Origin of the sequence: Variovorax sp. CAN15, assembly GCF_030462475.1 — a bacterium.
Lineage (GTDB): Bacteria > Pseudomonadota > Gammaproteobacteria > Burkholderiales > Burkholderiaceae_C > Variovorax.
Genome location: NZ_JASMRZ010000041.1, coordinates 1 through 24626 on the forward strand (window position 1 = coordinate 1; position 24626 = coordinate 24626).

Consider the following 24626-nt stretch of genomic DNA (forward strand, 5'->3'; position numbering starts at 1 on the left):
CGACGCCAACGGACACCTGAAGTCCACCGGCGACGTCGGCCAGACCGCCCAGCCGGACCTGCGCACGCACAACTTCGTCAACGACGCCAACGGCAACGCCCTGTACGCCTACTATGCGTACGAAGGCACGCCCGACAAGCGCGTCAACGGCCAGCGCCAGATGGTGGTCAACGGCGAGGTGCTCGGGCGCTACGGGCTGCTGTCGGACACCCGCTTCGACGGCACGCCGCTGGCGCAGAACGGACCGTTCTTCACGCCGCAGAGCGATTTCAGCTTCGGGTATCAGCCCATCAACGGCAACTACCCGGCGGGCACGCCCGGCAGCTACTCGGTGGGCGTGAGCGACACGCTGCAGACCATCGCCAAGGGGGCGTATGGGGATTCGAGCCTGTGGTACCTGATCGCGGATGCCAACGGGTTGAGCGGCAATGCAGACTTGCGCGCGGGGCAGGTGCTGCGCATTCCGGCGGCTACCAGCAGCGCGAACAACGCGAATACGTTCAAGCCTTACGACCCGAGCAAGATTGCCAATGACTCGCCGACGATGATGGCGACGCCGCAGAGCCAGGGGGGTGGCTGCGGGGGGATTGGCCAGATCATTGTTGCTGTTGTGGCCATCGTGGTCGCGGCATTCACTCAGCAGTGGTATCTCGTAAACGTCTCGGGAATTTCTGGTGGGGTTGCGGGCGCGATCAGCGCTGGCGCTTACGGCAGCCTCGCGGTGTCGGGCGCGGTCGCCGGGGTTGCGGGCTCCGTTGTCAGCCAAGGTGTTGGCATTGCCATCGGCGCGCAGGATAGTTTTTCTTGGAAGGGCGTTGCGCTCGCGGCGATTGGCGGCGGGGTGAACGGCGGTCTTTCCGGCGTGAACTTCACGGGTGCAACCGACTTGGCCGGAGGCGCAGGCTCACTTGGCAATCAGGTGATCCAGAGGGCTCTTGGCAACGCGGTGACACAGGGTGTGAGCGTGGCCATGGGCCTGCAGCCCAGCTTCAGCTGGAAGTCGGTGGCCGCGAGCGCACTGGCACCAGTGGTCAGCCAAGGCCTCAGCGGCTTAATGAACTATGGGCAGGGCGTGGCCTTCGATCCGTTCAAGAGCGTTGCGATGGGAGTCGCAGGCTCTGCGGTATCGCAGTTGGCGATCAATGGGCGGATCAACAGCACCCAGTTGGCGACCGATGCCTTCGGTAATGTCATTGGGGATGCTCTCGCACGGAGCAGCACCAGCGACAGCAGCTATCGAGGAGAGGGAACGAGGCGCAGACCGTATGTCGACCCGACAACGGGCGAACACATCGTTTTCAACAACACACCACCTCGCTACGACTTTGCTCAAGTCAATGCTTTCGTGCCATCGATATCTCAAAACGCCGAGTGGCGTTCGAGCGGAGTAGACCGTTCCAACGATGTGCTGGTAGCAGATGCGTCGGCCTATACCGGCGGGCCGCAATTCCGTGTAGACGTAAGTGGAAGCTACTGGACTAACCACAAGGCGATGCCATCCTTATCGGATGGCACACCAATCTTCGAGCGTACCGACCCCGAAGATAAGACACTCATGATTGAGCGCGCGATCGAGGATTTTGGGCAACTGCCCTCAATTCCTGGGCATTCCATATTTGACGTTAAGCCAACGCCTGCACTTGGCACTCAGATGATCTATTACACGCCGGCCCCAGCGCTGGCGGCAGCGCCTCTTGGAGGTGAACTCAGTGGACCTACTACGACAGGAAGCGAACTCGGAGACCAATTCATTGGAGGGCTTCAAGGTGTCGTGCAAACGGGCATTGATGCGGTCAATGGCACGGTTCGAATCTTGGGCAATACCGTGCTTCAGATTGGTGACATCCTCACAGGGGGCATCAATCACGACAGTCCAATCATCCAACAGGCCTGGATTGAACAAGGGGCGCTCGCGCAAGGCGTTGCCAATCTAGTGACTTCTCCGCGAGTTGTTGCCGGTCAGGTGATCCATAACATTGCTGAGAACTATGCGCGAGCAGAAGCACTACGCGCTGGAGGCGACGAGATCGGAGCAGCGCGAATCAATGCTGGTCAGACAGCGGCTATTGCAGCAGGGATTCTTGGCGGTGCGCAATCGATTCGAAATGTGTCGAAATTGGGCGCGGCAGGGCTTCGCGGAATAGGTGTACAAGATTACGCGATCGAAGCGGGGCAATTGCCTGCGCAGCTCGCGCGCAATCGACAAGCTGGTGCGGTTGCCCTCCCCAAGTTGGTTGCAATAGATGCTCACGGCAATCCATTGGGAGTTACGCGAGGAGCTCCAATTCCTGGGGATGCGGACTTTATCGGGCCTATTGGATCTGGCAGTTGGCGTCTAACAGCCAAGGGACAGGGAGCACATCTTGTAGAGCGAGTGAATGTCGAAGGCCGTCCCGAGCTTTCCGTTTTTGACCAAAAAAGCACTCCAAGGTATTATCCATCAGGCTCCGCAGAGTCCGCTGGGCAAGCGCATATTCGCTTGCATCGGGCGACTGCGGCGGAAGGAATCGACCTAGGAGATAATCCGGGGCTCACTTCCATGCAATTGCTTGAAAAATATCGAAGTGCGTATGCACGACCAGAAATTCAAGGAATCAGAGGAGATGTTCGAACGCCAAAAGGAAGCCCCATTCCAAATGGATCAAATGTTACCCCGCAGGAAGCGATAGAATCGCTGTTGATTTACTATGGATATTAAGATGACCGCTCTTGGCTCAATAAAACTAAGAATAACAGGAATGGGAGTGATATTTTATTCCCCATTTGCGACCGAAAAAATTCAAGAAGGGGAGGATTATCTTTCTTCCAATTTTGAAAACCCCGACCTTGTGGAGGCTGAAGCTTTACGTGGCGGCATTGTTGGGATAAATCTTGGAACTCCTGGTGATTTTATTCTCAACATATATGCAGGCTACCCAAATGAAGATCATGTAACAAAGAGCGCCTACAAGTTGCGCGCCGGCATTGAAGTCAAAGATGAAATCATTTGCGTAAGAGATTTGTTTGACTTAATGAATTGGTCGAGAAATATTTCTGAGCGTCAAATAATTAGTCTAGAGAATGGGTTCTATCACATGACTTTTCTGAGCGATGAGCCATCATCAGGTATTCTGGGAGATGACCAAATCATATCGCTTTATCTTCAAAGACTGGAAGAAATGCCGAAGTTGAAATTCAACGGAATTCCTACTTTATGTTGAAAAATGAAGTAATAGCCTGAAATCTTTTCGGGTTTAATGGGTTTTTAAGATTTTGCAACTTGGCCCATTTTTTCAATGCAAAAATCAAACTCCGATTCTTTCTTAAGCTGGTGTGCAGAAGGAGTAACGTTTTCTACGCATTGAGGTGATCGCTGCAAGGCGACGATGCGGCGCGGCGTCACCTACCAGGACAACCAGATGGCCTACGACGCGCTGGGCCGCCTGCGCTGGGTGGCTGACACCAACGCCTACATCACCATCGACTACGACAAGGTCGGCAACCGCACCCGCGACGAGCACGCAGGCGTGCGCATCGTGCAGGACAACGGCCAGTGGACGGCCGTGGCCGGCAACATCGTSGAGGAGTACAGCTACGACAACCTCAACCGCCTGAGCACCGTGGTGCGCGACGGCGCCCTGGTGGAGGCTCGCGGCTACGACGGCGCCAGCCGCGTGATCCAGAGCGCCCCTGGCGCGCTGGGCGCGGACTACGTCAACCTGCACCGCATGCTGCGCGGCACCAACGGCACCGATGCCCTGCAGGGGCGCTTCAGCCAGTACGACGCCAACGGCCGCCTCATCCACCAGGCCACCGCCGAATACCTGGTCTCCGCCAGCGTGGTCGACTACACCTACGACAACGAGGGCAACGCCCTGTCGTACCTGGTGGCCGACACCGTCAACGGCACCTTCACCGCCACCACCAACACGGTGGAGCGCGCCGAGGGCTACCGCACTGCAGCCAGCCTGAGCGTGACCACCTCGGTGCACACCGGCGGGATCACCGCCCAGGGCATCATGGGCTACAACTACGACGCCAACGGMCACCTGAAGTCCACCGGCGACGTCGGCCAGACCGCCCAGCCGGACCTGCGCACGCACAACTTCGTCAACGACGCCAACGGCAACGCCCTGTACGCCTACTACGCGTACGAAGGCACGCCCGACAAGCGCGTCAACGGCCAGCGCCAGATGGTGGTCAACGGCGAGGTGCTCGGGCGCTACGGGCTGCTGTCGGACACGCGCTTCGACGGCACGCCGCTGGCGCAGAACGGACCATTCTTCACGGCGCAGAACGATTTCAGCTTCGGCTATCAGCCCATCAACGGCAACTACCCAGCGGGCACGCCGGGCAGCTACTCGGTGGGCGTGAGCGACACGCTGCAGACCATCGCCAAGGGGGCGTATGGCGACTCGAGCCTGTGGTACCTGATTGCGGATGCCAACGGGCTGAGCGGCAATGCGGACCTGCGCGCGGGCCAGGTGCTGCGCATTCCGGCGGCCACCAGCAGCGCGAACAACGCCAATACGTTCAAGCCTTACGACCCGAGCAAGATTGCCAGCGACTCGCCGACGATGATGGCGACTCCGCAGAGCCAGGGCGGTGGGTGCGGGGGGCTTGGTCAGATCATTGTGGCTGTCGTGGCCATCGTTGTGACGTACTTCACTGCAGGAGCCTTGTCAGGGCCAATGAGCGCGGCCTTTGGGGCCACTGGTGGAGCTGTAACGACAGCTGGAACAGTTGCTGCAGGGGCCATCGGGGGCGCCGTCGGCTCCATCGCAAGCCAGGCAGTAGGTATCGCCATCGGCGCTCAAGATGGCTTCAGCTGGAAGGGGGTGGCTCTGGGGGCTATTGGCGGTGCGGTATCAGCGGGCTTGGGTGGCGCAAACGTACTTCCCGACACGGGCAACGCGTTTGTCAACGGAGCAATGCGTGGAGCCCTCGGCAGCACCATCACACAAGGCGTTGCAGTCGTGACCGGGCTGCAAGACAAGTTCAGCTGGAAGAGCGTGGCAGCCAGTGCGGTAAGCGCTGGCGTAAGCCAAGGGCTGAATTCAGCGATGCAGTACGACCCCAAAACACAGTTCGATTTCGGGAAGAGCTTTGTGTCCGGATTCGGCGGCGCTCTTGTAGGAACCGTTGTACGCGGGGGCAAGATCAGCGGCGCTCAAATAGCCGCGGATGCGTTCGGCAACATCATTGGAGATGCTCTAGCCAAGGCCAACAATGTGCCAGGGGTAGTTGGTGCCGAAGAAAAGGCGCGCATCCTGGGGTACTTCGCGGATGGGCCTGGAACGGGATTCACCTTCGCTGATGACATGGCGATGCGTCGTGCGAGCATCAACCCGATGGGACTGCCAACCACGAGTGTTGCGGGGAACACTGATGGCCTCTACGCGCGCAATGGCATGGACGTCATGGACGACACCACGGATGCGAGTGGGCGGCGAGTTGTGACGGTGGGTCAAGATCAAGGGCCTCTGGCCGCATTCCGATCTGCAGGCATGTCGTCGGCTGAGGCGCAAGCGATGTATGGGCAAGCACTGGCCACCGGGCAGATCCGACGCAACGCCATGGGAATGCCTATCGTGCAGCCGGGGCAGACGCTGTATGTGGACTTGAACGACGTGAGTCAGGCTGGATACGGCGGTAACGCGATCGGCTTGGAGAGTCGCAACCGGGCTGCTATAGCTGAAGAGCAGATGAGACAGGCTGTACAACAGGCAACTTATCGCAACGAGAACTATGGCAATGAGGGCTACCGCTCAATGCCCTCCGTATCAGCTTCCTATAACGACATAAGCTGGCTAAGTCAACGTGGCCGGCCGATGGTCGAGCAGCCGGTGTATGACATGATGAACGGTCTGCCCACGGGCATGACGCAGATGGTGCCTGCTGGCAACTCAACCGAAATGAGTTACGTGGAGCAGATGGCCAATCTGTCCAGTGCACTGCATGTTCGAGAGGGGGGCGTGAAGACCAGCTACGACCGGGCAGTAGCTGGCATCACCAATGGCGATGGGTTCGTCGACAGGGCCATCAACACAGTGGGAGCAACGGCGATGTTCCCACTGATGGCTGGAGAAGAGTTAGTCCGAGGCGCTCTGAACATTCCGAGCGCTGCGGCGGGTGCGATTCCGCTGGCAAGCCAAGCGGGTACTAGTATGGCCATCGCACTTGACCCGAGTCAGCCGTTTGACGTTCGCTTCAGTGGGGCATTGGCGGCGGTAAGGGATTTTTCCGGTGCATTCGTTGGACTTGGGGGCGCAGCAACGGTGGCGATGCCCGGTTTGAAACTAGAAGGCCCGCCTGTACCACGCGGACTATCTCGTAGAGAATTTGATGACTTCTCTACTGCAATGCGTGACGCAATGAGTAGGGAAGGCCTGCCACCGGGTGAAACATATGTTCACGGAAGCCGTGGATATGGCAAGGTAGATCGTGTAACGGATATCGATTTAATTCATATCGTGAGCGACAATGATTTCGCGGCGCTACTCAATAAGCGCATGGCTGAAACTTCAGGGCGGAATCAAAAAATTCTACTGAAAAATGCGGAAAATCAAGAAAGAATTACCGCAAGAAGTGCGTCTTTCGATTTGGAAAGAATCATGTGGACAGATGTTCATCCAAAACTTCCGCCATCCGTGACAAGCATTCAATTTTCTATTGCCAAGAGGACTTCTCCTTTTAATCAAGGGCCGTTTATTCCCTTGAATTAAGATGAATAAGATTGGAAAAATCATGGATCTGACTTTTGAAATTCTTGTCGAATCAAAAAAATCAAAAGAAGATTTGATTGAATATTTAAACAATCAATTTCCCGACTCATTGGTGCGAGGAGGCTACTTGCTTCTTCAAGGCAATGTGTTAAAAATAGAAGAAAACCCAGGCCACGATAAAAATCGCCTCGGATTTGGAGAGGAGTCGTGGAGCTTTTTTAAATATAGTGCTTCGGTTTTTCCTCAGAACACATCAGATATTAAAAATCAAAAGACACTTGCTAGACAACTTCTTGATGTGCTTCGCGCCACCGCTGAGGATGTTGAATTGATAGCTGAGCCTGATTTTTATGAATAAATATTCTCCTTTTGCATGCAATTTAAGTTGAGGCTTAAGAGAAATTTCTGGAGGCTCAGCATTCTTTCTTGTATGAATGAGCAATGAATGTGGCTTCGTTTGCATGGAGAAAATGTTGGGTGATAAATTCATAAAAAACAGTTGAACGATCACGGGCACTACGCCTTAAGGCAAACAACGCGCGCCAGCTCACTCAGCAGACCAACTCGCGCGGCCAGAACCTGAGCTACTCGTACGACAAGGCCGGCCAGCTGCTGCGCATCGACGACGCGGGCGTGGGCAAGGTCACGACCTACGCCTATGACCTGGGCGGCCGTCGCATCCGCGAGACCACCGTGCAGGGCGGCGTCACCTACCAGGACAACCAGATGGCCTACGACGCGCTGGGCCGCCTGCGCTGGGTGGCCGACACCAACGCCTACATCACCATCGACTACGACAAGGTCGGCAACCGCACGCACATCCACACCAAGCTCGCCTACAGCGCGCTGACCGCACAGGGTCCGCAGGGCACGCCCATCGAGGGCGGCGAGGAGACCGACCGCTACTTCGCCTACGACCAGATGAACCGCCAGACGCTGGTCGATTCGGCCACCGCCGATGGCAGCGTGCTGGGCGCCGAGGGCCACAGGCTGAGCTACGACAAGAACGGCAACCGCACCCGCGACGAGCACTCAGGCGTGCGCATCGTGCAGGACAACGGCCAGTGGACGKCCRTGGCCGGCAACATCGTSGAGGAGTACAGCTACGACAACCTCAACCGCCTGAGCACCGTGGTGCGCGACGGCGCCCTGGTGGARGCTCGCGGCTACGAYGGCGCCAGCCGCGTGATCCAGAGCGCCCCTGGCGCGCTGGGCGCGGACTACGTCAACCTGCACCGCATGCTGCGCGGCACCAACGGCACCGATGCCCTGCAGGGGCGCTTCAGCCAGTACGACGCCAACGGCCGCCTCGTCCACCAGGCCACSGCCGAGTACCTGGTCTCCGCCAGCGYSGTCAACTACACCTACGACAACGAGGGCAACGCCCTGTCRTACCTGGTGGCCGACACCGTCAACGGCACCTTCACCACCACCACCAACACGGTGGACAAGGCCGAGGGCTAYCGMACCTCGGCCAGCGTGAGCCTGACCACCAAGGCCGGCACGGGCGCGCTCCTGTCGCARGGCATCATGGGCTACAACTACGACGCCAACGGRCACCTGAAGTCCACCGGCGACGTCGGCCAGACCGCCCAGCCGGACCTGCGCACGCACAACTTCRTCAACGACGCCAACGGCAACGCCCTGTACGCCTACTACGCGTAYGAAGGCACGCCSGACAAGCGCGTCAACGGCCAGCGCCAGATGGTGGTCAACGGCGAGGTGCTCGGACGCTACGGGCTGCTGTCGGACACCCGCTTCGACGGCACGCCGCTGGCGCAGAACGGACCCTTCTTCACGCCGCAGAGCGATTTCAGCTTCGGGTATCAGCCCATCAACGGCAACTACCCGGCGGGCACGCCCGGCAGCTACTCGGTGGGCGTGAGCGACACGCTGCAGACCATCGCCAAGGGGGCGTATGGCGACTCGAGCCTGTGGTACCTGATCGCGGATGCCAACGGGCTGAGCGGCAATGCGGACCTGCGCGCGGGCCAGGTGCTGCGCATTCCGGCGGCCACCAGCAGCGCGAACAACGCGAATACGTTCAAGCCTTACGACCCGAGCAAGATCGCCAATGACTCGCCGACGATGATGGCGACGCCGCAGAGCCAGGGGGGGGGTGCGGGGGACTGGGGCAGGTCATCGTGGCCATCGTGGCTGTCGTGGTGACCGTCCTGTCCTATGGAACGCTGTCAGAACTTGGCTATGGCATGGTGACTGCAGGCGCCGCGGCCGGCGCAGCTGGCTCAATTGCGAGTCAGGTGGTGGGCAATGCCATTGGTGTCCAAGATGGATTCAGTTGGAAGGGAGTGGCCCTGGGTGCCATTGGTGGCGTGGTATCGGCGGGCCTGGGGGGTGCAAACATACTCCCTGACACGGGTAGCGCATTTCTCAATGGAGCGATGCGCGGCGCTCTTGGCAGCACCATCACACAAGGCGTTGCAGTCGTGACCGGATTGCAAGACAAGTTCAGCTGGAAGAGCGTGGCAGCCAGTGCGGTGAGTGCAGGTGTAAGCCAAGGGCTGAACTCGGCGATGCAGTACGACCCCAGAACACAGTTCGATTTCGGGAAGAGCTTCGTATCAGGATTCGGTGGCGCTTTGGTGGGGACAGTCGTACGGGGCGGCAAGATTAGTGGCGCGCAAATTGCGGCAGACGCGTTCGGCAACATCATTGGAGATGCTCTTGCAAAGGCCAACAACGTGCCGGGGGTGGTTGGCGCCAAAGAGAAGGCGCGCATCCTGGGTTACTTCGCAGATGGGCCTGGAACGGGATTCAGCTTCGCCGACGACATGGCGATGCGTCGTGCAAGCATCAACCCAATGGGATTGCCCACCACGAGTGCTACGAGCAACGCCGACGGCCTCTACGCGCGCAATGGCATGGACGTCATGGACGACACCACGGATGCGAGTGGGCGGCGAGTTGTGACGGTTGGGCAGGATCAAGGGCCTCTGGCTGCATTCCGCTCTGCGGGTATGTCGTCGGCTGAGGCGCAAGCGATGTATGGACAAGCATTGGCCACTGGGCAGATCCGACGCAACGCCATGGGAATGCCTATCGTGCTGCCGGGGCAGACGCTGTACGTGGACTTGAATGACGTGAGTCAGGCTGGATACGGCGGTAACGCGATCAGCTTGGAGAGTCGCAACCGGGCCGCTATCGCCGAGGAGCAAATGAGGCAGGCTGCCCAAGAGGCCACTTATCGCAACGAAAACTACGGCAATGAAGGGCGCAGCAGACCGACCTATGTGGCGACCACCTATGACGACACCCAGAGGATGCTCAACCGCATGTGGGACACGCCGAGCGGGCAGTTTGCAAAGGCGTACTACGCTGCGGGCGCAGCATCGGTGGCGCAGCCGGTTGATGGAGGCGGCTTTGGCGATAGCACGAACCACTTCAGCAATGCGGGCGCCAACATTCCGCTGACGCAAGCGGCCAACTTGGCTGTGGGAGCCACCGAACTGGTGATCGGGGGAGCCTACAACCAAGTGGGCAGAATACTCGGAGGCTTGGCGTCCATTCCGTACACCCTCGCAGGCACTGACGCAGCGGTTGGCGTGCAAGAGGGCTTCGCGGAAAGTTGGAACTACTCCCCGCGCAGTGATGGTGCTCAGAGCATCATGCGCGGTTTGGCACCTGTAGCACAGCGAGTCAGCAATGGAATACAAGCTGCGCGAGACTTCACTGCTGGGTACATTGGTGACGGTGCCACAACAGTCCTTTTTGCTGGAACGCAGTTTGTACTGGAGGCCGGCGCAACGGTGACAGGACTGCGTTCGCTGGGAAGCGTGAGCGAATCATTGTTGGTTGGCAAGGTTGGAACACAAGCCTTCCCAGAGAGAAGCGTTGCCTATGGCCCTAGGGCGGAAGGCATCGACATTCTCAGCGCCAAACAATTAGCGCTGCACGAGCGTCTATCGAGCGCGTCATTCCAAGGGACGCGGGCTATTGAAGCCCCTTGGGGTACCTTGTCATTCGGTGATGTATCGGCTCTTACCAAGGCTACAGGATGGGAGCATGCAGTAGTACGCCTTCGTGATGGAAGTCGGATGCTGATGCGTGGTGACGCTAGCAGCGTCTCTGATGTACTTAAGCTAGATGTCCAGCGTCTTATCGTACATTCTCATCCGGGTGATTTGCCATACCATTTAATGCCCTCCGCTAGAACACCCTCCGGAAGGGTTGCCGGTGATTTAGCGTATCTTTGGGAGATTGGTCAAAAAAGAAGCTATATCGTAACGTCGGGAACACGCGCACCCGGCATTGATTATTGGATAGGATCTTTCGATAATCAAGGATATTGGCGTGCTTTAAACACCCCACCAATGATGCCCACCGGCGGCAATGTATTACGCTAAACAACAAGGAAAATCATGGCTCATTCGTTCTCAGCACTTCGTTGTCGAATTTGCAATGAAGAGATAAATTCAATTCTCGACTTCAATCATGTACCTATTGTTGATCCTTATGCCTCAGTATACAAAGAGGAATTGATATCTCTAGTTGGAGCGCCTGTTCACTTGGGCTGCTGGGCAAACCATGCTCTTTGGCCGGAGGTGGCGAGGCTGGCAGTTGCCGATACTCGCGATGCTTACAAAAGCGGACAAGTACTCAAGAACAACGGCGAATATACCGGTGCATGGCTGCGATTTCCAAAAGGCTCGCCAATCGGCGTAGGGACCATGGTTTTACCAAGGTCTGCCTACATTTATAATGACATGTTTGCCGAAAATGTGAAAGGCGGATATATCGCCGGTTCCGCGGAAGATATTACGCAGATTGCTAAATTTCTTGAATCCCTCCCCCTCGAAGACTGTAAAGAAATTTACATCACTACATTCGAATCAGAAGATTCAGGACCAACCACAATCAAACTCGATTGCAACGAGGATCGCGCCCTGCTTAGTTTGAGCGGAGAAAGCGATCGACTAAGGGCCAACATCTATTTGGGTGATGCGCGACTGTTTTTAGGGAGAAATTGAATTTTTTTGATTTTTAAATCAAGCGACCTGGCCTTCCCCTGGAGTAAATGAATTTTGCTGTCAAATTTTCAGGGATCACCTTGCCAGGACTATCTTTTTGGCCACTGAAAGCCGGCAATTTATTACCCAGATCAATTAACCGCGAAAGATTGAGCTGCTAGAGGTTCGGTCGCTCTTGGGCGAATAGAGAGCTAGGGAGTAGATTCTCTTCGCGCGACAAGGCGGGCCAGCTGCTGCGCATCGACGACGCGGGCGTGGGCAAGGTCACGACGTATGCCTATGACCTGGGCGGGCGTCGCATCCGCGAGACCACCGTACAGGGCGGCGTCACCTACCAGGACAACCAGATGGCCTACGACGCGCTGGGTGGCCGACACCAACGCCTACATCACCATCGACTACGACAAGGTCGGCAACCGCACCCACATCCACACCAAGCTCGCCTACAGCGCGCTGACCGCACAGGGCCCGCAGGGAACGCCCATCGAGGGCGGCGAGGAGACCGACCGCTACTTCGCCTACGACCAGATGAACCGCCAGACGCTGGTCGATTCGGCCACCGCCGACGGCAGCGTGCTGGGCGCCGAGGGCCACAGGCTGAGCTATGACAAGAACGGCAACCGCACCCGCGACGAGCACGCAGGCGTGCGCATCGTGCAGGACAACGGCCAGTGGACGGCCGTGGCCGGCAACATCGTGGAGGAGTACAGCTACGACAACCTCAACCGCCTGAGCACCGTGGTGCGCGACGGCGCCCTGGTGGAGGCTCGCGGCTACGACGGCGCCAGCCGTGTCATCCAGAGCACCCCTGGCGCGCTGGGCGCGGACTACGTCAACCTGCACCGCATGCTGCGCGGCACCAACGGCACCGATGCCCTGCAGGGGCGCTTCAGCCAGTACGACGCCAACGGCCGCCTCATCCACCAGGCCACCGCCGAGTACCTGGTCTCCGCCAGCGCGGTCAACTACACCTACGACAACGAGGGCAACGGCCCGAACGGCATCTGCACTATGCAGCAGCCTACAACTACGAGGCTTAGACCAGCCGCGCAAGAATCTCCGAAAGATTCAACCCTGCTTGCGGATCTCCCGACAGAAGACGTTCCACATAAGCCCCAGACGGGCTTGCAGCGTTCAGTCTCGAGCACTCTGCGGAGCAATCTCGCGCCTCAGCCGTCCGCTGCTGCACAAACAGCGCTACAGCCAACCCTCCGTGGCTTTCCGAGTGCCGGTCATCGAGCTTCAACGCAGACAGAAAGCTCTGTTCCGCCAGCGCGGCTTTTCCCGAGAGAATCTGCGCCCAACCCCACCCACGCCAAGCCAGCGCATAGCCAGGAGCCAGTTCCACGGCGCGTTCCAGATCGGCGCTGGAACCCTCTATGTCCCCGATCAGGAGCCTGGAGAGGCCACGCACGGTCCACGTACGTCCGTCGGCAGGCCATTTCGTGCAGGCTTCTTCGGCGAGCTTGCCGATCTCTTCAAGAGAAGCCCGGCTGCTCATCGCCACATGGGTCGCCGCAATCAAACACTCTGCGGAAACCGCGTCCTCTCTGCTCCGTCCCATGGCAATCCACCGCTTGGCCGAGGCCAGATCACCAAGCTCCGCACTGGCAAGACTGGCTACACCGGCAACTGCCGGATCAAGCAGGCCACGGGCGTCCAACTGGGCAACCCAGCGATGCAGCCGATCAGTCGCACGCGAACGATGCAGTGCCCTCACCCATAGGATTTCCAAGGCACGCCCTCCCTGGGCCGCGGTGTTTGCGACACCGTCGACTTCGAGCAGCGGCGACAGCCAGGCCACGCAGCCTGCGTCATCCCCGCGCATGAAAGCGATCGATGCCAGTTTGTGGCGCACCACGGTCTGAAACAGGCTGGTCGTGGCTTCATGGTCGAGCACCCCGTGCAAGTGGGTTGCTGCTTCATCCCATCGCTGCTGCGCAAGGTACCAGTCGCTTCTGCGCAGGATCCAGGTTTCGGCGCCCTCGCCTGCGTGGCTTTCTCCGGCACGCAATTGACGCTCCGCCTCGCTCCAGTCGGAGCGCCGCAACGCGGCTGCAAACGCCTCGGCAGGAGCATCAGTTGCCTGCGATGGAGAGGCTTCGACCTGCGGCGCAGCGGTGGCGAGGGGATACAACGTACTGGTGTTCATGAGACAAGTCATCCAGCGTTCTTGCGATTTGTTTAGCAGGAAGGCCGATGCCCCCTTGAGCGACTCCGCCTCCGTCCGGCAAGCTCGTTCAGGCGTGACAATGCGATGGCGAGCGCCAGTACCGCTCATCCTTGGCGCTTTTCGCGTCATCGCAGCAAAGGTTGTTTTGAGATGCAAAGCCCAGACCCGACTTCATTCGATGCCCTGATGTCCAACGGCATGAGCGCGAGCCAGGCCAACGACGGAGCCCAGGCCATCGAATGGTTCCAGAAAGCAAGCGCGGCTGACCCGAGCGCGGGCCTGCCGCAGTTTCTGCTGGGAGCGGAATTCGCCGCCCTCGGAGACATGAGCCAAGCTGAAACGGCGTTTGCCAATGCGACCTTGCTGGCGCCTGGTTTTCCGATGGCACGATATCAATTGGGTTTGCTGCAATTCAGTTCTGGGCGCGCCGGCGTGGGGCTGCTGACCTGGCAGCCGTTGCTCGATTTGCCCGACGCCGACCCGCTGCCGCATTTCGTTCGTGGTTTTGCCGCATTGGCCCAAGACCGCTTCGAAGAAGCCTTGCAGCATTACAGGCGAGGGTTGGAGCTCAATACCACCAACAGTGCGTTGTCGGGCGATATAGAAAAAGTCATCGCGGGCATCAATGCCTTGACCGCGAACGCCGCTCCTGATGAAGAATCGACCGACGCAGAAGGTGAATCCGGCAACCACGTGCTTCTGGCCAACTATCAGCAGCAAGGACGGCCGCATTGACGCTGCGATTGCGTCAAATGCCTCCACTGGCTGCCAGCATGCATTCCCATGATTGATCCGTCGACGCAATTGGCTGCGATGATTCGCGCGCAATTCGCGGCGCAATTCCGGGCTCAGACCAAGGAGCGTCCGGTTGTCAGCGAGGGAGCCCAACGCAATTCTCAGGCAGCGAAAGGCAGAACCGGGCAATCGTCCGAAGCCGACGAGAAAAAGGGCAGCGAACCCGGAAACGACGATGTCCAGCTTCAGCAGATGGTGGCATTGCGAGTTCACTCTCTCGCAGCCGGCGATCCGCATCGCGAGCGCAAGGCATTTCGACTTTTTCTGGAATCGGTGCTGGTGCAGGCATTCGGCCGCGACCGGCTGGACGACCGCGGCTTCGACCAGATGGTCGACACCGTGCTCGAACGCATGGAAAGCGACCCGCAGCTCCATGCGGCGCTGCGCGAAGCAGGAAGCCTCCTGCTTGCGGATGCGAAAGACAGCGGGGCAAGCAACGCTGCCCTGAAGCGCTAGCCAGCTTTATCGATGCTGCTGGCAGGCGGCGTCACCTCAGGCGCAAAGATGTCGCCCATGTCTCCGCCCAGCGGGGCGGTACGGCCACCGAGCAGGCGCCGTGCAAAGCGCTGCACGTCGCTGGCATCTTTCACCTCACCGCTCAACAGCGCCTGTGCGTAGCGCCCCGACAGGTTGGCCTTGTCCAGCCGCAAGGCCAACTCGGCATGCTCTGCGGCCGCCTGTCGCTTCGACTGCATGGCCAATACCACCGCAAGTCCGCCGTGGCTTTCCGCGAAGTTGCGGTCGAGCGCCAAGGCTGTGCTGAAGCTGCTGTGCGCCGCGTCGAGATCGCCTTGCACGATTTGCGTCCAGCCCAGGCCATGCCAGGTACCGATGTGCTGCGGCATGGCAGCGACCGCCTTCAGGAACGCGGCACGCGCTCCAGCAAGATCGTTGGCGAGCAATGCTGCAAAACCGCGCATCGACCATGCGCGGCCATCCTCGGGCTGTCGCTTCAGGGCTGCATCGGCAAACTGGATGGCGCGCCCGGCGTCTCGCGCAGCCAGCGCGATGGAAGCCTGGCTCACGAGGCTCTCGACCGGGTGATCGGCCGGCGAACCGTCGTTCAGGCTGGCGACGGACCATCTCTGCGCAGCCGCGAAGTCGGATGCGTCGACCGCAATGAGGCTTGCAACACCGGCGGCTTGCACGTCGAGACTGTTCTGCTGCTCGGCCTTTAGCGCCCAATCCATCGCGCGGTCGAGCTGACCGTCGTGGTGCAGTGCCCTCAGCCAGACCTGTTGCAAGGCGCGGTTTGTCACTGGTGGCCGGTTGCCGGCTCCTTGCCCTGCACCATCTTGCGCTTCCAGCATTGGCGCCAGCCGGTTGACGCAATCCGCATAACGGCCACGCCGAAGCTCGATGAAAGCCAGGTTGTGGAGAAGCACTTCTGTCAGCCCCGGAGGCGGCGCGGGCGTCTTCGCCAGCGCTTCAAGGACCTCGAGCGCCTCGTCGTAACGCTGCTGCGCAAGCCAGAAATCGCCTTCGCGCAAGCGCCATGCGAGCGGCTCGTCAAGCAGCGTCTGGCCATGCTTCAGATGGAAGCGCGCACGTTCCCATTCGCCGCACGACAACGCGGTTTCGAATGCGTCGATCAGCAGTGCATTGTTGGAGGGGTCTTCGCGCAGGAAGCCGTCGAGCCGGTCAAGACGCTGGCGTGCGGCGGATGCGGGAGATGCGTTCGAGTCCGTCATGAGATGAAGAATGTAGGTTAGCGGCCAAAAATGCAGAAGATCACCACGACACGTCGCAGCGGGCGTCCTTGCCCAGCAATTCACGCAGCCGGGTCAGGCCCTGGCGATGCAGCTGGGAGACCCGCCCGCGCGTCACGCCCATGAGTGCCGCGATTTCGTCAAAGGGAATTTCCTGAAGATAGTGGTGGCGTATCACCAGCCGCTGCTGCTCGCTGAGCTGGCTTACGAGATCACGCAGCACCGTGCGCAGCTGGACGATCTCGGTCTTGCGGAAGTAGCTCACCTCCGCCGACGGCACTTGGCCATTCCCATCGAATGCCTCGGCATCGACCATGCCCGTATCTTCGAGCATGACGCCCAGCGCAAGCCCTATACCCACTTCGGCAAGGTACTTGAAAAGCTTGTCGGTGCTGCGTGCAGAAGCAGAAGCCGGCGCACCTCCCGCCGGATCTTCACCCGCAGTCTCATCGGCGGCCGCCTCCTTGACGGCGCCAAGCCGATCCTGCCGCAAACGAACGCTGACGCTGATCTGCTGATTCTTCTCGGTAAGGCGCGTGAGTCCGTTGAGGACTGCACCCTGCACACGCTTGGCGGCGAACGTCTTGAATTGCGCGCCCTGCCCCGGCTCGAAGCGGTCCACGGCTTCCAGCAGGCCGACACGCGCCAATTGCAGATAGTCCGCAAATTCCACGTCGTTGTGGGTACGCCGGCTGTAGACGGTCGCGGCCACCATGCGTGCATAGGGCAAATAGTGACAGATCAGTTGCTCACGCGCAGTTTCGTCCTGCCCTTCCCGCCAACGTGCCCAGAGTACGGCAGTTGGATCCCCGACATCGGGAAGCGCATCTGCAGTGTTCTCGAGCAGATCCGCCGCCGCGTCGAAAAGCGGCGGTGGTGGAGATGCGGGCAATGCCGAACGCAGGCGTGTCATGTCGTCGTGCCGCGTCAGTGGAAGCTGCCGACCAGCGCCTTGAGCACGAGGCTCCAGCCATCGACGAGGATGAACATCAGGATCTTGAGCGGCAGCGCGATGGTGGTGGGCGGCATCATCATCATGCCCAGCGCCATGAGAACGCTCGAGACGATCAGGTCGATGAGCAGGAACGGCAGAAAGATCACGAAGCCGATCTGGAAGGCGGCGCGCAGTTCCGACAGCATGAACGCCGGAATGAGCTGCACGTTGCTGATGTCATCCATCGACCTGGGCATAGGGGCCTTCGACAGCTCCACCATCAGCGCAAGATCGGCCTCGCGTGTCTGCCGCACCATGAATTCGCGGAGCGGCGCGACGCCCTTGCTGTAGCCCTCTTCCATCGACAGCTTGCCCGCCATGAATGGCTCGAACGCATCGTGGTTGACCTTCTGCAGCACCGGAGACATGGTGAAAAGCGTCAGGAAAAGCGCCAGCCCGATCAGCACGGTGTTCGGCGGCGTCTCGTTCATGCCGATGGCATGACGGAGCATCGAGAGCACCACGATGATCCGCAGAAAGCTAGTCAGGCAGACCAGCAGCGCCGGAAGAATCGCCAGCACAGTAAGGCCGAGCACGACGCGCAAGGCCTGCGCAGTTTCGGTCGCGGGGGTGGAGGGCGAAGCAGGCGCGACGGTGGCCGACGGTGATGTCCTGGATCGCGCCGGATTCGCTGCAGCCGCCGGTGCCTTGGGTGCAGCGGGAGGAGCGCTGGCCGCAACTGCAGGAGGCTCCTGCGCGGGAGCCGAGGCGGGCGGAGGTGGCGAGACTGCCTGCGTCGCATCCACCGGCGCCACTTGCGCCTCCGTGCTTGCCGGCACCTGAGAGCGGGCGTCGTTCACCGGCCAGCCGAGCAACGCGATGGTCACCAGCACGAGCGCCAGACAAATGCGCCAATGCTTGTTTGCGTACGAGCCGATTTGCTGCATGCCGAAGCTCATCTCGGGCTCTCCTGCTCCGCGGGCTCCGGCTCTTCGGCATCCAAGGCCGCTGGCGCTTCCGCCAGGAGCTGGATGGACTGGTCGGTGCACCCCAGCAGCAAGCGCCGTCCATTCCACACCACGACGTGCAGGCTGTGACGAGGCGACAGCGGCGTGCTGGACACCCGCTGGACCTCACGCGACGGCATCGCGTCGAAGAACCTGCCGAATCGCCCCCACCAGAGCCCCTCGGCCTCGACGGGTCGCGCTCGCCGGCGAGCGGCGACGACCGCGAAGGCAAGCAGGCCTCCTGCAACGACAACAACAATCCACCAGGAGTCGCTCGATCCGGTCGAGGCCTCCCCCGGCTGCTCGCGCTTGACGGGAATGTTTGCCGGCAAGCCGCCGCCATGGGCGGACTCGGCTGTGGCGGACGGGGCCTGCGCCCGAGCCTCACCCGGCAAGGCGAACGACGCCCCAACCACAACGGCAAGACTCATGAGGAATATCCGGCAGGCGACTTTCACACGCTCCCGCCAAGGCACCGCATTCATCCGTCAGGATCCAGGAGTCAAGCCCAGTGCAACAGGCAGCTCCGTGATGCGAACCGCAAAGTGACCGTCAACAGCCACCAGCTGGCCACGGGCCACCACCTTGCCTTCGATGGTGAGGTCCACAGGCTGGTCGAAGCTGCGGTCCAGGCGCAGCACCTGGTTCTCCTTGGCGCCCAGCAGCTCGCCAACCGAGATAGTGGCCTCGCCCACGCACACCTGCAGCTTGGCCTTGATCTGGTGAAGCGGATTCCACTCCTTGAGGATCGGCGCTTCCCCCGGATTTCCCTCGGAACCGGGGTGCAGATCCGGCAGCGCGATGATCTGCGCGGTGGGCATGCCGCCTGCGGCTGCACGCGTTCTGGTTTCGCCGCGGCCTTCGGTCGTAGTGTTGGCGGCACCGATGCGGTTGTCGGTGACGATGCCTTCCAGTGCTTGAGTCATGACTTTCTTCCCTTCAATGTATTGGCGTTGGGGGTGGCACCTGCTGCCTTCGCAGCCGGTACCGGTGAACCGGCCATCGCGGCCAGTTCGACGGCGATGCGGCCTTCGCTCTGGCCCAGCCAGCCGCTGCAGACAGGCGTGCCATCGGAGCCCACGACCAGTGCCGGAGAGTCGAGCAGATGCTCCAGTGGAACAACGTCGTCCAGACGTAATTCCTGAAGCTGCCCCAGGTTGAGCTCGGCGCCTTCGAGCAAGACGCGCAGTGAGATTTGCTGGCCTGCCAAAGCGCGATCAAGGCGCTCCTTGGGCTCCTGCGGCGCAGAGACCGGTGATGAGGGCCGAGATGTTGCCCCCTCGTGCCCAAGCAGTACAGCGACCGCTTCGAACGGCAGCCCCAGGCTCCATACACCGCCGCACCACGCCCATCGCACGAGCAGCGCACCGGACCAGGAGTTCGAGGCCATGGCGGCGCCGAGTGCGTCCTGTGGCCGCTGCGGTGTCAGGCCATACCCCGCCAGCAGCGCGCCAATGCGCTGCAGCCAATCCACCCATGCCGCGCGCACGATGGCGGGAGCAATCACCGGAGAAGCAGGTGCGGCAACCGCAGCAGCCATTTCGAAAGAGAACATGCGATTCGCGATGGCCTGGAGTGCCGCGGATGAACTGTCGAGCCCCTCGGACGACAACGGATCGCGTCCAACCGCTGCTGCACTGCGGCGAGGGGAAGCGACGAACGCCCAGCAGGCACTGTCGTCCAGGGGAAACACCACGGTTCCATCGGGCTCGATGACTTCCACGCCGGGCGCCGTCGACACGGCTTCGCTTGCGGGTATCCATTCGGCGCTCCAGTCGCGATGCAATGCCGCGAACCGGTCGCGCACAATGTCCTTCTGCTTCGAACCCCAGCTGCGCAGCGGACGAGCCCTGAGCGCCGACTCCGTGGCGTCCAGCAGCGGCGATGACGACTCGACGTTCATTTGCTTTTCATCGAGAACAGCTGCTGCAGCATCTCGTTGGCTGTGGAAATCACCTGCGAGCTGGCCTGATAGCCGCGCTGCATGATCACCAGGTCGCTGAATTCCTGCGACAGGTCGACGTTGGAGATTTCGATCTGCCCTGCGCGCACGCTGCCGAACGCGCCTTCGCCGGCCTTGCCGTAGTGCCAGGCGTTCTTGTTCACCATCTCGAACTGGTTGTTGCCCAGTGCGGCGACGGCATCGGGCGAATCGAAGCGTGCCAATGCCAGGCGGGCACCCTTGACCGTCTGCCCGTTCGAGTAGCTCAATCGCAATACGCCGTTGGCATCGAAGGCAGTCCCGCTGAGCGTCCCAGGCCCCAGGCCGTCCTGCGAATCCATCTTCAGAGTGGTACTGCCGGCAAAAAGCACAACGTCGGCACTGAAATCCAGTGCCAGCGTCATCGGTGGCTGGCCGGTGGGCACATAGGTCATGTTCACCACGCTGGTCTGCGGTGTTGGCTTGCCGCCAATGAAGACCATGGACCCACTCCCGACTACCGCAGTGCCGTCCAGCAAATCCACCCGCATCGTCGTGCCTGAAGTCGTGGCCTCGGTAGTGACGAACTTGACGCTCAGCGTATGAACCGCGCCGCCTGCGTCGACCACCTGGACGGTTCCGACGGCGGTCTGGTCCGTAACGGTATTGGAAAGGTTGCCGGAGAACTTGAGGCGCGAGGTGGGACGCCCCTGGTCCAGCATCTGGCCGGCAACCGAGATCTCGACCAGCGCTCCACTGCTGTCCATGCCCATCACCTTCTCCCCATTGGCCCGGCTGACGAGAACGCCGTTGTCGTCGAACTTGAATTGGCCTGCGCGGGTGTAGGTGATCTTGCCTTCGGCGTCCTGCAGGACGAACAACCCCTGCCCATCCACCGCCATGTCGAGACTGTTGCCCGTCTGGCGCAACTCGCCCTGCTTGAAGGACATGGCGGTGCCGGTCGTGTTCAGACCAAATCCGACCTGATCCCGGTTCTGGCTGGCATTGCCGCCAGCAAGGTTGCCACCGGTGTAGAACATGTCTGCAAACTGGAGGCTGGAGCTCTTGAAACCCGGCGTGTTGATGTTCGCCGTGTTGTTGGCAATCACGCGCAGGCCGCGCGAATAACCGAGCAAGCCGGTCATGCCGACGTAGATGGATTCAAGCATGAGGTGTCCTTTGCGAATTCAGATCAGGCTGCAACGATCACCGCACCGAGACGAGCTGGCTGAGGGAAATGTTGCTGAGCGTCGCGCCCGCCGTCGTACGTACCGTCAGCATCGGTGCGTCACCCGACAGCGACAGCGCACTCACCGTACCCGTCGCGGTGCCGCTCGACGTGGTGATGTCGACCGTCTTGCCGATCAGGCCGACCGACTGCAGCGCGGCCTGGTTGGTAATGAGCGTCGCGATCTTGTTGTTGAGCTGCTGCGTCTGTTCCAGGCTGGTGAACTGCGCCATCTGCGCCATGAACTGCTGGTTGTCCATGGGCTTCAGCGGATCCTGGTAGGTCAGCTGGGTCAGCAGGATCTTGAGAAAGTCCTCCATGCCCAGGCTGCTGGCCTGCAGGTTGGTACTGCCCGTACTGCCGATTGCATCGATTGCCATCACGCCCCCTTGGATTGAAATGTGTCGAACACGGTTGGCCGGCGATCGATGCCGGAAGATGAACTGCTGTCTGTCGAACTGCTGATGGATGCGGCCGCATCGGCACCGTCGTGCCAAACCAGCCTGCCGTTGCACACGACCTGATACAGGCGCTGGCCACGCTCCAGGGTCATCGCTCGCTGGAGATCCGCGACGATCCGGGGCAGCATGGCCGTCAGCGCTTCATCGTCCGCGCGCATCGCGATCCATACCGCCTGGCCTTCGGGCAGAGATTCTTCGTGCAGGCGCAGCGGTGGCTGCTCTTCCATCGACGAAGAAGCGGACTCTTCCGCGCCTTGCGACTCGTGTACGGAGGCACTTTCCGCCCCGGAATCGTCCATCGACGGCGGCACGCGGACTCCCGCGCCCATCCTGGGCTGGAGGTCAGTCGGCAGGCGCGCATCCTGGGATGGGTCCGCGATAGCTGGCCTGAGCTGGACTGGAGAATGGCTGGCGGTCTGCGGCAGCTGCACGGTGCTACCGGCAAAGCTGGCACTCCCTGCTCGCGAGCCTGATGCCGGCAGACTACGCCGCATATCAAGCGATGAAGAAGCCACGGAGGCAGCAGGAATGGCCGTGGCCCGCGATGCACCTGCAGCCTCGCGCATGCCTGCTCGAGTCGGCGCCACGCCCTCCCGATCGGCTGAGGTTGCGACATTGCCCTGCCCCCCGGCCGGCGACGGCTTGAACCAGGCCGACATCTGCGCCCGCTCCATTTCGCGCTGCCAGGCTTCCTGCCGCTGAGCGGCATCGCCCTGTCCGGCAAATGCGCCATGTCGCGCTGCCGCACCGGCAGCGGAATCAGGCATTGGTTTGACGGCGCTCATCGCGAAGACTCCACGGCCTGCCCGCGACCTGCTGATGTTCGCGCGAGCCAGTCACGGTCCTGCTCGCTGTTGTTGCGTTGCCGGATTTCGTCGGCATATTGCGTCAAGGCATCCTCCTTGTGCCGGGTCAGGCCGTCGAGGCGCAGCTGCATTGCGATGCACTCCGTCCTGAGACGGTCCCTTTCAGCAAGCTGGTCTTGCCGTTGCATGTCCAGTTGCTTCCACTGGTCGCGCAGGTGCGCGAGGAATCCGAGCGCATGCCGATGCGCACCCGGATCCATGCGCTGCAGCAAAGCCTGGCTGGCCGTGCGCGCCTGCTCGTCATGCGCCTGCTGGATTTCGCTCATGCGTGACTCGGTTTCCGCGAGGGATTGTTGCGCGTGGGACAGGGACGCCATGAGCTTGTCCAGGCGCCACTGCTGCCGTTGGCGAACCGGTTCGAGTTCATAGACGAAGCCGCGGACATCGACGTCCCGCACAGTCGATGGAATGTTGGCCGAGGCGCTGTTCATGGCCTGTGCCCCGTGGATGGTGCGGCTGGCATCGCTTTCGGCCCTGGAGACAGAATGTCGCGCAATGCTTGGATGGCCTCCAGCCGGGAAGCACCTCCCACGCTTTGCCTGAGCCATGCCTGCAATCCCGGCTCGAGCTCGATGGCCCGATCGAGCTCGGGGCTGGAGCCCTTCTCGTACGCGCCGATGTCGATCATCTGCCGGTTGCGCTCGAGCAGCGCCAGTTGCTGCACGGCGAGGACCGCCAGTTGACGCTCTTCGTCGCTGGCGAGCTCGGGCATGAGCCGGCTCACGCTCTTGAGCACGTCGATGGCGGGATAGTGCCCCCTGTGCGCCAGATGCCGTGAGAGCACGACGTGGCCGTCGAGAATGGCGCGCAATGCGTCCGACACGGGCTCGTTGAAATCGTCGCCCTCGACCAGCACCGTGAGAAGCGCGGTGATCGAGCCACCACCCGGCGCAGTGCCGCAACGCTCGCACAGTTCCGGCAGCTCAGCGAAGACCGAAGGCGTGTAGCCGCGCGCAGTCGGCGGCTCTCCGGCCGACAGACCGACCTCGCGCCTTGCCATCGCAAAGCGGGTGATCGAATCCATCGTGAGCAGGACATTGTGACCCCCGTCGCGAAAGTACTCCGCGATGGCGAGCGCGGCGTAGGCAGCACGAAGCCGGGCCAGCGCCGGCTGATCGGAGGTCGCGACCACCACCACCGATCGCGCCAGCCCCTCCGGCCCCAGCTGCCTCTCGATGAACTCGCGCACTTCACGCCCCCGCTCGCCGATCAGCGCGATCACGTTGATGTTCGCCTGCGACTCCACCTCGGCATGCGTCTTCACATGCCGGGCCAGCAACCCGAGCAAGGTGCTCTTGCCGACGCCGCTGCCTGCGAAGATCCCGATCCGCTGCCCCTGGCCCAGCGTCAACAGGCCGTCAATGGAACGGATGCCGGTCTCGAGAACTCGATCGATGGGCGGACGCCGCATCGGATTGATGGGCGCGGCCTTCAGGGGCATGCGCCGCTGCGTCTGCGGCCTGGCTCCGCCATCCAGCGGCTCGCCAAATCCATCGATCACGCGGCCGAGCAAGTTCTCTCCCACACCGATCTGTGATTCGGCGCCCAGTGCACGCACTTCGCAGCCCACGGCAATGCCTTCAACCGATCCGTAGGGCATCAGGGTGACGCGGCCCTGCTTCAGCCCGACCACTTCGGCGAGCACGCTGGTCTGCCGGTTGGGCTGATTCGCGCTACCGGAAGCACCTTGGGCCCGGAGCATGATCCGGCACAGTTCGCCCACGGAGGCATCCGGCCCCGATGCATCGATGGCCAGCCCCTGCATTTCCTTGACCCAGCCGATACGACGGCTCAGTTCAGCGCTTTTCAAGGCCTGGCGGTAGACGGCGAGCGCACTCAA

The 24626-nt window shown here is 61.0% G+C and carries 21 protein-coding genes and 2 pseudogenes; 11 read left to right on the plus strand and 12 right to left on the minus strand.

What is annotated here, in order from left to right; all coding sequences use genetic code 11:
• From QMO14_RS21515 to QMO14_RS33415, 9 genes and pseudogenes are all read left to right on the plus strand, one after another.
• Positions 1–2698, plus strand: a 2698-nt coding sequence (locus QMO14_RS21515) for a LysM peptidoglycan-binding domain-containing protein (RefSeq protein WP_301509625.1), incomplete at its 5' end; no start/stop codon positions are given.
• 1 nt (position 2699) lies between these two features.
• Positions 2700–3200 (plus strand): hypothetical protein, encoded by a 501-nt coding sequence (locus QMO14_RS21520; protein ID WP_301509627.1) that lies wholly within the window; start codon positions 2700–2702, stop codon positions 3198–3200.
• 198 nt (positions 3201–3398) lie between these two features.
• Positions 3399–6704 carry a LysM peptidoglycan-binding domain-containing protein gene (locus QMO14_RS21525; protein WP_301509629.1) on the plus strand — a complete coding sequence of 1102 codons (3306 nt, stop codon included), beginning with the start codon at positions 3399–3401 and terminating at the stop codon, positions 6702–6704.
• Between the two features lie 22 nt (positions 6705–6726).
• Positions 6727–7062, plus strand: a complete 336-nt coding sequence (locus tag QMO14_RS21530) for a hypothetical protein (RefSeq protein WP_301509631.1) — start codon at positions 6727–6729, stop codon at positions 7060–7062.
• A 185-nt stretch (positions 7063–7247) separates the two neighbouring features.
• A pseudogene (locus QMO14_RS21535) lies at positions 7248–7397 on the plus strand (RHS repeat domain-containing protein); the annotation flags it as partial.
• Between the two features lie 228 nt (positions 7398–7625).
• Positions 7626–8873: a LysM peptidoglycan-binding domain-containing protein gene (locus tag QMO14_RS33410; RefSeq protein WP_367618165.1), complete on the plus strand. Its 1248-nt coding sequence runs from the start codon at positions 7626–7628 to the stop codon at positions 8871–8873.
• Positions 8849–11068 carry a hypothetical protein gene (locus QMO14_RS21545; RefSeq protein WP_301509632.1) on the plus strand — a complete coding sequence of 740 codons (2220 nt, stop codon included), beginning with the start codon at positions 8849–8851 and terminating at the stop codon, positions 11066–11068. The genes QMO14_RS33410 and QMO14_RS21545 overlap by 25 nt, the downstream gene beginning before the upstream one ends.
• Positions 11069–11083: 15 nt before the next feature.
• Complete coding sequence (locus QMO14_RS21550) at positions 11084–11692, plus strand: hypothetical protein (protein ID WP_301509633.1); 609 nt, start codon at positions 11084–11086, stop codon at positions 11690–11692.
• A 227-nt stretch (positions 11693–11919) separates the two neighbouring features.
• Positions 11920–12300 (plus strand): annotated as a pseudogene (locus QMO14_RS33415) (hypothetical protein); the annotation flags it as partial.
• Positions 12301–12728: 428 nt separating this feature from the next.
• Here QMO14_RS33415 and QMO14_RS21555 read toward each other — a convergent pair.
• On the minus strand, positions 12729–13844 hold the full coding sequence (locus tag QMO14_RS21555) for a hypothetical protein (RefSeq protein WP_301509635.1): 1116 nt from the start codon (positions 13842–13844) through the stop codon (positions 12729–12731).
• Positions 13845–14015: 171 nt separating this feature from the next.
• Here QMO14_RS21555 and QMO14_RS21560 point away from each other — a divergent pair, with 171 nt between their 5' ends.
• Both QMO14_RS21560 and QMO14_RS21565 read left to right on the plus strand, forming a co-directional pair.
• Positions 14016–14600: a tetratricopeptide repeat protein gene (locus QMO14_RS21560; protein WP_301509636.1), complete on the plus strand. Its 585-nt coding sequence runs from the start codon at positions 14016–14018 to the stop codon at positions 14598–14600.
• Positions 14601–14648: 48 nt separating this feature from the next.
• On the plus strand, positions 14649–15116 hold the full coding sequence (locus tag QMO14_RS21565; RefSeq protein ID WP_301509638.1) for a hypothetical protein: 468 nt from the start codon (positions 14649–14651) through the stop codon (positions 15114–15116).
• Here the strand turns inward: QMO14_RS21565 and QMO14_RS21570 are convergent.
• Genes QMO14_RS21570 through QMO14_RS21620 form a run of 11 tightly spaced genes read right to left on the minus strand, consistent with a single transcriptional unit; the run spans position 15113 to position 24626 of the window.
• Complete coding sequence (locus QMO14_RS21570; RefSeq protein WP_301509640.1) at positions 15113–16351, minus strand: tetratricopeptide repeat protein; 1239 nt, start codon at positions 16349–16351, stop codon at positions 15113–15115. The two genes, QMO14_RS21565 and QMO14_RS21570, sit on opposite strands and share 4 nt — an antisense overlap.
• A 40-nt stretch (positions 16352–16391) precedes the next feature.
• A complete protein-coding gene (locus QMO14_RS21575; protein ID WP_301509641.1) occupies positions 16392–17282 on the minus strand; it encodes a sigma-70 family RNA polymerase sigma factor in 891 nt (296 codons plus the stop codon).
• Positions 17283–17296: 14 nt separating this feature from the next.
• Positions 17297–18262: a flagellar type III secretion system pore protein FliP gene (gene fliP, locus QMO14_RS21580; protein ID WP_301509642.1), complete on the minus strand. Its 966-nt coding sequence runs from the start codon at positions 18260–18262 to the stop codon at positions 17297–17299.
• A complete protein-coding gene (locus QMO14_RS21585) occupies positions 18259–18741 on the minus strand; it encodes a flagellar biosynthetic protein FliO (RefSeq protein WP_301509643.1) in 483 nt (160 codons plus the stop codon). Before QMO14_RS21585 ends, fliP begins: the two co-directional genes overlap by 4 nt.
• A gap of 57 nt (positions 18742–18798) precedes the next feature.
• The gene (locus QMO14_RS21590; RefSeq protein WP_301509644.1) at positions 18799–19236 is read right to left on the minus strand and encodes a FliM/FliN family flagellar motor C-terminal domain-containing protein; all 438 of its coding nucleotides are present in this window, start codon (positions 19234–19236) and stop codon (positions 18799–18801) included.
• On the minus strand, positions 19233–20213 hold the full coding sequence (locus tag QMO14_RS21595; protein ID WP_301509645.1) for a FliM/FliN family flagellar motor C-terminal domain-containing protein: 981 nt from the start codon (positions 20211–20213) through the stop codon (positions 19233–19235). The genes QMO14_RS21590 and QMO14_RS21595 overlap by 4 nt, the downstream gene beginning before the upstream one ends.
• Entirely contained in the window at positions 20210–21400 is a 1191-nt protein-coding gene (locus QMO14_RS21600) for a flagellar hook protein FlgE (RefSeq protein ID WP_301509646.1), read from the minus strand. Before QMO14_RS21600 ends, QMO14_RS21595 begins: the two co-directional genes overlap by 4 nt.
• A gap of 37 nt (positions 21401–21437) precedes the next feature.
• Positions 21438–21839: a flagellar hook assembly protein FlgD gene (locus QMO14_RS21605; protein WP_301509647.1), complete on the minus strand. Its 402-nt coding sequence runs from the start codon at positions 21837–21839 to the stop codon at positions 21438–21440.
• Positions 21839–22705 carry a hypothetical protein gene (locus QMO14_RS21610; RefSeq protein ID WP_301509649.1) on the minus strand — a complete coding sequence of 289 codons (867 nt, stop codon included), beginning with the start codon at positions 22703–22705 and terminating at the stop codon, positions 21839–21841. The genes QMO14_RS21605 and QMO14_RS21610 overlap by 1 nt, the downstream gene beginning before the upstream one ends.
• Positions 22702–23217, minus strand: coding sequence for a hypothetical protein (locus QMO14_RS21615; protein ID WP_301509651.1), 516 nt, complete (start codon positions 23215–23217; stop codon positions 22702–22704). Before QMO14_RS21615 ends, QMO14_RS21610 begins: the two co-directional genes overlap by 4 nt.
• Positions 23214–24626: a FliI/YscN family ATPase gene (locus QMO14_RS21620; protein WP_301509653.1), complete on the minus strand. Its 1413-nt coding sequence runs from the start codon at positions 24624–24626 to the stop codon at positions 23214–23216. The genes QMO14_RS21615 and QMO14_RS21620 overlap by 4 nt, the downstream gene beginning before the upstream one ends.

What these genes read in the sequence shown, in the direction of transcription:
- QMO14_RS21570 (WP_301509640.1), bottom strand. Translation starts at nt 16,351, where the DNA reads ATGACGGACTCGAACGCATCTCCCGCATCCGCCGCACGCCAGCGTCTT.
- QMO14_RS21560 (WP_301509636.1), top strand. Translation starts at nt 14,016, where the DNA reads ATGCAAAGCCCAGACCCGACTTCATTCGATGCCCTGATGTCCAACGGC.
- QMO14_RS21600 (WP_301509646.1), bottom strand. Translation starts at nt 21,400, where the DNA reads ATGCTTGAATCCATCTACGTCGGCATGACCGGCTTGCTCGGTTATTCG.
- QMO14_RS21575 (WP_301509641.1), bottom strand. Translation starts at nt 17,282, where the DNA reads ATGACACGCCTGCGTTCGGCATTGCCCGCATCTCCACCACCGCCGCTT.
- QMO14_RS21555 (WP_301509635.1), bottom strand. Translation starts at nt 13,844, where the DNA reads ATGAACACCAGTACGTTGTATCCCCTCGCCACCGCTGCGCCGCAGGTC.
- QMO14_RS21590 (WP_301509644.1), bottom strand. Translation starts at nt 19,236, where the DNA reads ATGACTCAAGCACTGGAAGGCATCGTCACCGACAACCGCATCGGTGCC.
- QMO14_RS21530 (WP_301509631.1), top strand. Translation starts at nt 6,727, where the DNA reads ATGGATCTGACTTTTGAAATTCTTGTCGAATCAAAAAAATCAAAAGAA.
- QMO14_RS21605 (WP_301509647.1), bottom strand. Translation starts at nt 21,839, where the DNA reads ATGGCAATCGATGCAATCGGCAGTACGGGCAGTACCAACCTGCAGGCC.
- fliP (WP_301509642.1), bottom strand. Translation starts at nt 18,262, where the DNA reads ATGAGCTTCGGCATGCAGCAAATCGGCTCGTACGCAAACAAGCATTGG.
- QMO14_RS21565 (WP_301509638.1), top strand. Translation starts at nt 14,649, where the DNA reads ATGATTGATCCGTCGACGCAATTGGCTGCGATGATTCGCGCGCAATTC.
- QMO14_RS21610 (WP_301509649.1), bottom strand. Translation starts at nt 22,705, where the DNA reads ATGAGCGCCGTCAAACCAATGCCTGATTCCGCTGCCGGTGCGGCAGCG.
- QMO14_RS21585 (WP_301509643.1), bottom strand. Translation starts at nt 18,741, where the DNA reads ATGAGTCTTGCCGTTGTGGTTGGGGCGTCGTTCGCCTTGCCGGGTGAG.
- QMO14_RS21550 (WP_301509633.1), top strand. Translation starts at nt 11,084, where the DNA reads ATGGCTCATTCGTTCTCAGCACTTCGTTGTCGAATTTGCAATGAAGAG.
- QMO14_RS21615 (WP_301509651.1), bottom strand. Translation starts at nt 23,217, where the DNA reads ATGAACAGCGCCTCGGCCAACATTCCATCGACTGTGCGGGACGTCGAT.
- QMO14_RS21595 (WP_301509645.1), bottom strand. Translation starts at nt 20,213, where the DNA reads ATGAACGTCGAGTCGTCATCGCCGCTGCTGGACGCCACGGAGTCGGCG.
- QMO14_RS21520 (WP_301509627.1), top strand. Translation starts at nt 2,700, where the DNA reads ATGACCGCTCTTGGCTCAATAAAACTAAGAATAACAGGAATGGGAGTG.